The 8,855-nt window shown below is 48.8% G+C and carries 9 protein-coding genes; 8 read left to right on the forward strand and 1 reads right to left on the reverse strand.

Features of this window, described 5'->3' with window-relative positions; genetic code table 11:
- Positions 1-89 precede the first annotated feature (89 nt).
- The 8 genes from atpD to B160_RS0126845 all read left to right on the forward strand — a co-directional run bounded on the left by atpD (position 90) and on the right by B160_RS0126845 (position 7,890).
- A complete protein-coding gene (gene atpD / locus B160_RS0126810; protein ID WP_018631063.1) occupies positions 90-1,583 on the forward strand; it encodes a F0F1 ATP synthase subunit beta in 1,494 nt (497 codons plus the stop codon).
- A 64-nt stretch (positions 1,584-1,647) separates the two neighbouring features.
- Positions 1,648-2,004, forward strand: coding sequence for a four helix bundle protein (locus tag B160_RS0126815; RefSeq protein ID WP_051107243.1), 357 nt, complete (start codon positions 1,648-1,650; stop codon positions 2,002-2,004).
- Positions 2,005-2,048: 44 nt separating this feature from the next.
- Positions 2,049-2,306 carry an ATP synthase F1 subunit epsilon gene (gene atpC, locus B160_RS0126820; RefSeq protein WP_018631065.1) on the forward strand — a complete coding sequence of 86 codons (258 nt, stop codon included), beginning with the start codon at positions 2,049-2,051 and terminating at the stop codon, positions 2,304-2,306.
- 240 nt (positions 2,307-2,546) lie between these two features.
- Positions 2,547-3,776: a T9SS ring complex lipoprotein PorK/GldK gene (gene porK, locus B160_RS30250; protein WP_018631066.1), complete on the forward strand. Its 1,230-nt coding sequence runs from the start codon at positions 2,547-2,549 to the stop codon at positions 3,774-3,776.
- 45 nt (positions 3,777-3,821) lie between these two features.
- Positions 3,822-4,460, forward strand: coding sequence for a GldL-related protein (locus tag B160_RS0126830; RefSeq protein WP_018631067.1), 639 nt, complete (start codon positions 3,822-3,824; stop codon positions 4,458-4,460).
- 165 nt (positions 4,461-4,625) lie between these two features.
- Positions 4,626-6,140: a type IX secretion system motor protein PorM/GldM gene (gene porM / locus B160_RS0126835; protein WP_157558251.1), complete on the forward strand. Its 1,515-nt coding sequence runs from the start codon at positions 4,626-4,628 to the stop codon at positions 6,138-6,140.
- Positions 6,141-6,173: 33 nt separating this feature from the next.
- Positions 6,174-7,211, forward strand: coding sequence for a type IX secretion system ring subunit PorN/GldN (gene porN / locus B160_RS0126840; protein WP_018631069.1), 1,038 nt, complete (start codon positions 6,174-6,176; stop codon positions 7,209-7,211).
- 7 nt (positions 7,212-7,218) lie between these two features.
- A complete protein-coding gene (locus B160_RS0126845; RefSeq protein ID WP_018631070.1) occupies positions 7,219-7,890 on the forward strand; it encodes an outer membrane protein in 672 nt (223 codons plus the stop codon).
- Between the two features lie 283 nt (positions 7,891-8,173).
- On the opposite strand, the gene B160_RS0126850 is transcribed toward B160_RS0126845, so the two are convergent.
- Positions 8,174-8,855 (reverse strand): DUF4197 domain-containing protein (locus tag B160_RS0126850; RefSeq protein WP_157558252.1); only part of this gene is annotated, 682 nt, incomplete at its 5' end.

The raw sequence follows: 8,855 nt of genomic DNA on the forward strand, positions 1-8,855 counted from the left end.
ATTAATAATTCTTTGCGGCTGCGTTATTTATTATAGCGATAAACCTTACTTTTGCAGCCTCAAATAAAACCTTATATTTCAATATTGATATGGCAAACGTAGGTAAAGTAAAACAGGTGATCGGTGCGGTAATCGACGTTCAGTTTGATGGCACGCTACCGGAAATTTATAACGCATTGGAACTCACTAAGGAAAATGGTGATACCCTCGTTTTAGAGGTACAGCAGCACCTGGGTGAGGACAGCGTGCGTACCATTGCGATGGACGGTACCGAAGGCCTGGTACGGGGTACCGAAGTGCGCGATACCGGAAGGGCCATTACAATGCCTACGGGAGAGGGAATTAAAGGGCGCCTTTTTAATGTAACCGGCGACCCGATCGACGGGTTACCTGCGGTTTCCAAAGAGAACGGCCGTGCGATCCACGCGATGCCGCCGGCTTTTGAAAACCTGAGCACGGCAACCGAAGTGTTGTTTACCGGGATCAAGGTGATCGACCTGATCGAGCCCTATGCAAAAGGAGGTAAAATTGGTTTATTTGGGGGTGCAGGAGTAGGTAAAACAGTATTGATCCAGGAGCTGATCAACAATATCGCGAAAGGACACGGCGGTTTGTCGGTGTTTGCAGGTGTGGGAGAGCGTACCCGTGAAGGGAATGACCTGATGCGCGAGATGATCGAAGCCGGTATCATGAAATATGGAGAGGCCTTTAAGCACAGCATGGAAGAAGGCGGCTGGGACCTGAGCAAGGTAAACCAGGAAGAGCTGGCAGAGTCCAAAGCAACCTTCGTATTCGGACAGATGAACGAACCTCCGGGTGCGCGTGCACGTGTAGCCCTGAGCGGTTTGACCATTGCCGAATATTTCCGGGATGGAGATGGCGAAGGCAAGGGTAAGGATATCCTTTTCTTTGTAGACAATATCTTCCGTTTCACGCAGGCCGGTTCCGAGGTATCGGCACTGCTGGGCCGGATGCCTTCTGCGGTAGGATACCAGCCCACACTGGCTACAGAGATGGGACTGATGCAGGAGCGGATCACTTCTACAAAAAGCGGTTCTATTACGTCCGTTCAGGCGGTTTATGTACCGGCGGATGACCTTACAGACCCCGCTCCGGCTACAACATTTGCCCACCTGGATGCTACAACCGTATTAAGCCGTAAGATCGCGGATCTGGGTATTTATCCGGCTGTGGATCCGCTGGATTCCACATCCCGTATCCTGATGCCGCAGGTGGTTGGAGATGCGCATTACGAGTGTGCCAACCGTGTAAAACGGATCTTACAGCGTTATAAAGAATTACAGGACATCATCGCCATCCTGGGTATGGATGAATTGAGCGACGAGGATAAAATGACCGTGGCCCGCGCCCGTAAGGTACAGCGTTTCCTTTCCCAGCCCTTCCACGTGGCAGAGGCCTTTACCGGCCTGAAAGGCGTATTGGTTCCGATCGATGAAACCATCCGTGGATTCAATATGATCATGGACGGCGAGGTAGACGAATATCCTGAGGCAGCGTTCAACCTGGTAGGGAATATTGATGATGCTATCGAGAAGGGGAAAAAATTACTGGCGGCTTCCTAGTAGTATTCAGCACTGAGTACTCAGTATTAAGACCTTCTTCTGGTAGATGAGTTCGCTTATGGGAATGCATAATTATAGGGAATTAAAGATCTGGCAGCGAGGGATGAATTTTGTGGTTACTGTTTACGAAGCCTCAGTTGATTTCCCGGGAGAAGAGAAATATGGGCTGCGTGCCCAATTGCGGGATTGTTGTATATCTATTCCCAGTAATATTGCAGAGGGAGCAGGAAGAGGGACTAATAAGCAATTTAGAAGGTTTTTGGAGTTTTCAATGGGATCCCTTAATGAAGCTCAGACCCAGTTGGAGCTAGCTTTTAGACTCGGATACATGGAGAAGAAAAAGCTTGATCCTTTGATGGACGAGGCATTACAGATTTATAAAATGATTCTTTCTTTTTATAATGGTTTAACAGGTGATTAAGGCTGGTGTGTCTGAATACTATCGATCTAAATACTAAATACTTTATGCAATTAGAAATATTAACCCCCGAAAAAAAGGTATACAGCGGTGATGTTTATGGCGTACAAATGCCAGGCATTTCCGGCTCCTTTGAGGTGTTGGAAAAACATGCGCCGATGATTGCCGCTTTGCAGCAGGGCAAGCTGAAGATCCTGAAAGACCGGATCAACGGTGAAGCCAGCTTTTTCCAGATCCAGAGTGGGTTTGTGGAAGTGCTGAACAACAAGGTAACCGTGCTTATCGAAGGAGCGCTTCCCCTATAAGAGATTCTTTTCTGTTACAGCCCGTTCCTCAACGGGCTTTTTTGTGCCCGTTGGGCCCGTTTTTCCGCAGCGGAAAATATCAGCCGGGCCCCGGCATTCGGATACCCTTTTTGGGGTATAATTGAGGGTTGTTTAAGAATCCTATAAAAAAAGTTCCCCTTTTTTAGAAAAGAGGTTTAATTTGCTCCGATTCTGGCAGACATTTTGTGAATTATAAGTTTTTTAAACCTAAATTTTTCAATGAGGAACCTTCTTCTTTTTATTATCGCATCCTTTTTGTGTTTCCCTTCGTATTCCCAAAAAAGTATCAGTTTAAGAAAAGTTGTAAGTAAAAAATCTGAAATTGGCGCCACCCTGCCGATGTCGGTAGTAGAAATACCGGCTGGTACGTTTATTATGGGCAATCATGGCGATTCTACATCGGCCACCAGCCAGCGGCAGGAACGGCCGGTCCTGATCAGCGGTTTTTATATGTCGGCAACCGAGGTGACCAATGCCCAATACCATGAGTTCGTAAATTGGGTGCGGGATTCCATTACGGCAAAACGACTTGGAGGCCAATATGTTACAGTTATTGGGAACGATACGATGATCAACTGGAAGGAGGCTTCCCGGATCAACTATTCTGATCCGGCCATCCTTTCACAGCTGGGCGACCTGGTGCTGGATCCGTCAAAGACCATCAGCCAGAAACGGATGATCGATCCGGATAAGCTCATATACGCTCTTGAAGGATTTAATTACCAGGAGGCCGCCAAAAAAGAAAACAAAGGAAGAGATGCAAAGGACTTCGTGTACCGCTATACGGTTCAGGTGTATCCGGATACCCTGGCATGGATGCGCGATTTTGGTTATTCCAATAACGAACAAATGGCCGTTAATTATTTCAGCAGTCCTAAATATCAGAATTACCCGGTTGTGGGTGTCAGCTGGAAACAGGCCAGCGCCTATTGCGATTGGATGACCAAGCATAAGATCCTGGCCCGGCAGTCGAAGAACAGGGGCAGTGGGGGAGGAAAGGCCCGGCTCCCGACAGAGGCAGAATGGGAATATGCCGCAAGCCTGAATATGAAAAGCGATGCAAAAAAAGAAAGTGGTCCCAAAGAGGACGCCGATGAGATCGGCAACAATACCCGCGCCGCAATACCCGGTGAAGGAAAGATCTTTCCCGTGTATGTAAAAGGTGCCAAAAAAGGGAATTATGGGTTGTACAACCTGGCGGATAATGTATCAGAATGGACCACTACCTCCTATTACGAAGGCGGGGAGAACTTTCAGAACCGCTTTAACCCTGACATTCAATGGGGAACACCGGAATCGGAATCAAGGGCGCAGCGCAGAAAAGTGATCAGAGGCGGAAGCTGGAAAGACACCCCTACTTTTATGACCCAGGAGAACCGTTCATTTGAAGACCTGGACGCCGCCCACTCCTATCTTGGATTCCGCATTGTAGTCAATTTGCCCGAATAATCAATTTTTAGCTCATCAAATATTTATCTATAAAATTTAGCGTGTATGGCTGTTGAAAAAGTTCGCCCGATAGACAGATACCTTGAGATCTTTTATTCGCTGGGTGCTGTTCCTGTCTTATTGGGTGTGTTGTTTAAACTGACCGGGACCTCTCCGTTTGGCGACCCCAATATCTGGCTTCAGATCGGATTGTACACCGAGGTACTGGTATTCTTAAGCTTTGGACTGATGTACCTGTTCAATCCTCCGCAGAAGGTGGATGAGATGGGTAATCCCGCGGGGTCGGATGACGATGCAGTGGTGGTAAAAAAAGCGATGGCCAAAGACAGCGCGCTGGTCTCTGTTGATGAAATGCTGAAGGCAGCCGATATCACACCGGAAAACCTGGGGCGGCTGAGCGCAGGCTTCAAAAGCCTGGAGGCCAATATCACCCGGATCAGCCATGCTTCTGAAAGCATCGTTGATACGGAGGAGTATTCCCGGCAGATCAAACAGGCCAGTGCTTCCATCAACCAGATGAATACCTATTACCGGAAGCTGGCAGAAACTTCTGATGCATTGGTGAACAGCGCAGAGGATGCAAAGAACACACAAAAAGAAATTGCCGACCTTTCAAATAACCTGGCAAAGTTGAACCAGATGTACAGCGGCATGATCGCCGCCATGCAGATGAAGAACGGATAAGGTGATGGGGTGCCGGGTTGAACCATCGATGGGCATGCATCTTTCCGAAGGCACCGCCCGTTGCGCGTAAAAGCAAAATGTGATGATGATCTGCAGCGGGGCGAATGGCTGCAGCGGCGCACGAAACGATCATAATTTATAAAACCCAAGAAAAGGAATTTTATTATGGCTTTACCAAGAGAGCCGAGACAGAAAATGATCAACCTGATGTATTTGGTGCTGACAGCATTGCTGGCGCTGAATGTATCTTCGGAAGTTTTGAATGCGTTTAAAACGATTGACAAAAGTTTGACCAACGCAAACGGAACCATCGATAAAAAGAACAAAACCATCTTTGTCTCTCTTGAAGAAAAGGCAAATGATCCTAAAACCCGGGAACTGGCGCAGATCTGGATGCCAAAGGCAGAAAAGGCCCGGCAGCTTTCGGACGACCTGGTGAACTACATCGAATCATTAAAGACCCAGATCAAAACAGCATCGGGGTTGAATGCGAAAACAGGGGCCTATAAAGAAAGCAACCTGGATGTGCCCACCCGGATCATGGTTGATAAAAAACAAGGCGAGGACCTGCTGAAAAAACTGACCGGTTACAAAACGGCCATACTGACGATCGACCCGGAGATCAATACCGAGTTTCAACATGCGTTGCCGCTGGACCTGTCCATGCCGGTAGTGAAGAACAGCAACAATAAGACCTGGTCGGCCGCCTATTTCCGGAGCACTCCCTCGGTTGCCGCAATTACCATCCTCTCCAAGTTCCAGAATGATGTCAAGAATGCGGAGTCCCAGGTGATCGAGTTCTGCCACAATAAGATCGGTGCTGTAAAAGTGGTGTACGACGAGTTCCAGGCGCTTGCTACTGCCAATGCACAGTACCTGCTGCCCGGTCAGGAGTTTAATATTACTGCTGGTGTAGGTGCTTTCAGCAAGAATGCCCGCCCTACGGTGACCATTGATGGTGCGGTGGTACCCCTGAATACCGATGGCCTTGCTGAGTACAAAACAGTTGCCGGTGGTCCCGGAACCTATACGAAAAAGGTGAATATTTCGTTTGTAAAACCAGACGGAACCACTTCTGTCATTACAAGAGACATAACCTACACAGTGGCCTCGCCAACCGGTTTAACGGTAAGCGCAGACGCTGTTAAAGTATTGTATGTGGGGCTGGACAATCCGGTATCGGTGGGTGGAGGAAGCGGTACCAGCGCCGATCAGCTGCGGGTTTCCATCAGCCAGGGCAGCATCTCGGGTTCACGCGGGAAATACGTGGCAAGGGTGTCCAAACCCGGTACCGCCACGGTTACGGTGAACGACGGGAAGCATACAAGCAGTTTTGAGTTCCGTGTAAAATCAGTGCCATCGCCCACCGCAATGGTAGGTGCCAGCAAAGGCGGGCGGATGCGCGTAAACGATTTCAAAGCGCAGGCGGGTGTAAGGGCAGAACTGGAAAATTTTGTTTTTGAAGGTGTAAAGTTTACAGTTTCCAGTTATACCATCACCTTTGCAGGGGCCGGCTACCCGGAATTTATGCATAAGGCAGTGAGCGGAAATTCCTTTAATGCCGCCCGCTCGCTGATCGAACGGGCACAGCCCGGCAGCACCATCACCATTGATGAGATCCGGGCCACCGGCCCGGGTGGGTCACGGACGCTGGCGCCCATCGCATTTAATTTGTATTAACCGGGTAGTTGCCCGATAGTAAAATATACAGTGATGAAATTGAACATTTTTTTGGCCGCATGTGTAACAACAGGACTGCTTTTTGTTTCAGAAGCCGGCTTTTCTCAAAGGAGTGCGTACGATACACCCATCTCATCTTCCGCCAAAAAGCCGGCCACGCCCAAATCAGGCACGCCTGCAAAACCCACGCAGCCCGATCCCGACAAATCTCCTGTGGTAGACAGTATTCAGGCGGATCTTCCCATTGAAGTAGTGGAGGGCGCACAAACCGGTGGGTTATTTGGAGGGGCGGCAAAATCGTTACGTAAGGACAATATTCTTGAGGATGATATGTCGGACAGCACTGCCACACCGCTGCCCTATACGGCCCTGTATGCCTCCGATGCCCTGTACCGGGTAAGAGTATGGCGCACCATTGATGCACGGACGCAGAAGAATGCCCGTTATTTTTTCAATAAAGCGATCGATAGCGGTGAAAAGACACGCCTGATAAACATCATGCTGAAGGCAATAAAAGAGAATGGGGTACAGGCTTTCAGCAACATCGACGACCGGTTTACAACACCCATTACCTACGATGAAGTGGTAGCAAGCTTTGGTGGCGGAAAAGATACCGCTGCAAAGTATGATATGGAAGGAAATATTATAGGATACCAGGTACGGAACCGGATGGTTTCGGGAGACTCGGTCTATAAATTCCGGATAAAAGAAGAGTGGGTGTTCAATAAACGGGATGGGAAAACATACATCCGTATATTGGGCATTGCCCCCTTATCCTCGTATACCACTTCAGACGGGTACACCGTTGCCAACAGTGAGCACGCGCTGTTCTGGATCTACTACCCCGATTTAAGAAAAACCCTGGTACGCAGCAATATTGTGAATCCGCTGGACATGGGAGGCCGGATTACCTGGGAAGAAGTATTTGAGAACAGGCTGTTTGATAGTAAAGTGATCAAATCCTCGTTAGACGCAGAGAACGGATTTAATGAAAACCCGCTTACCAACGCTCATGCTACAGAAATTCAGCAGCAGCTGAACAGCCTGAGCCGGCGTATGTGGAGTAAATAATAAAATTATGAAAGTAAAAAGTTTGATTCTTTTAGCCGGCTTTATTGGCAGCAGTTTGTTTTCAATGGCCCAGGGTAACGGAACGAAGAAAGATTATGTTGCCCAAAAAAGCCATGTGGGGATTACGGCAGGGGCGTTGGGATATTCGGGCCGGTATGCCGTAAAAACACCGTTGGGTACCCATACTTCCTACGCTGTTTCGGCGTTTTATGACCACAGCATGATCCTGCCCTCCCGGCTGTATGTACGGGGCGAGCTGTTGTTTGGCGAGCTCAAAGGAAATAACCTTGAAGAAGAGGATGTAAGCGGCCCTACAGGAAAATTTAATACAAATGTTCTGGAGGCTACTGTAAAGGCCCAGTTCGATCTGCTGAATGATGCGGTAACCCGCTGGTCGCCCTACATCATTGCAGGAGCAGGAGCTTATGGGTTATTTAACTACAGCTCTTCCAATGGATTTAAGGACCGTTCGGATAAAGTGGCGTTCATTCTCCCGGTTGGCGGGGGGGTTAAATACCAGGTAAGCAACCGTGGACGTCTTTTCCTGGAAGGCAATGTACGGTTCCTGACAAAGAATCTTGATAATCACAATCCGGAAGGCGCCAATAATCCAAACAAATATTATTCATTGGGGCTTGGTTTTTCCTACTCACTGCAAAAGAGCAACCAGCTGTGGTAAGGCCGGCAGGCAGCATTTGGAATTCGGAGATTTGAAGATTTGAAAATGTGGGAATGTAAACTCCCTGTCAACTATAAAACCGTATCCGTTATGGGCAAGTCCCGATCGTTGAACATTAGAAATTAAATGATAGACAAACGGCCGGGACCGGGCAATGACCATTGACTCATCAGGCTTCGAGCCGTAACCCAACTGGAAACTTTAAACGTTGAATCTTAAACAACAAGGATAGGAACGATCAGTTATCAATCGAACTTAAGCCCGATAGCTGACCGCGGATGGGTTACTGCCCGCCCCTAATCCGCATTTGCTGATCGGCATAGCCAAAAACCCGTTTCAAAAGATCCGTTTTCCGGGATGCAAGGTTGGTCCGTATCTTTTCCTCTTCATTTCCTACATACAGGAACATACCGTCAATGGCCCGTGCGGCAATAAAATCGTTCAGGCTGGTCTCCAGTTTCTTACCCAGGAAAGGAATGGCGTTGTATGCTTTTGCAACGTTCTGGTAGTCCTTGTCGGCACCGCTGGTGCGTACCGTATTGTCAACGATCGGCCGGAATTTGGTCATCAGCTCAGGCGACATTTGGGCCTTGAAGAACTCGGTAGCAGCCCGCCGGTTATTGGTCAGCAAAAGCGAGGCGGCATCCGCAATGCTCATATGCTTAACTGCATTGACAAAAACAGGTTTTGCTTCTGTAACCGCTTGCCCCATGGCGTTGGTGAACTTTGAGGTCATCTGGTTCACAAGGGAGCTCAGGCCCAGGTCGCGCAATGTTTTTTCGATCTTCGCGGCATCGCCGGGAAAGGCAAAGCGTACCAGTGGATTTCCCTGATTGGGGTTGGCAAAAGCGTCAAAACCGCTGAACAGGCCCTGGGTAAGGGCCGCGCGCAGCCCGTTGGCCATTTCTAATTGGGAGAGCCCGCCGGCCACCGATTGCAGGGTGTCGCAGCCCGAGAACATTACG

The sequence above is a fragment of the Niabella aurantiaca DSM 17617 genome (assembly GCF_000374125.1).
GTDB lineage: Bacteria > Bacteroidota > Bacteroidia > Chitinophagales > Chitinophagaceae > Niabella > Niabella aurantiaca.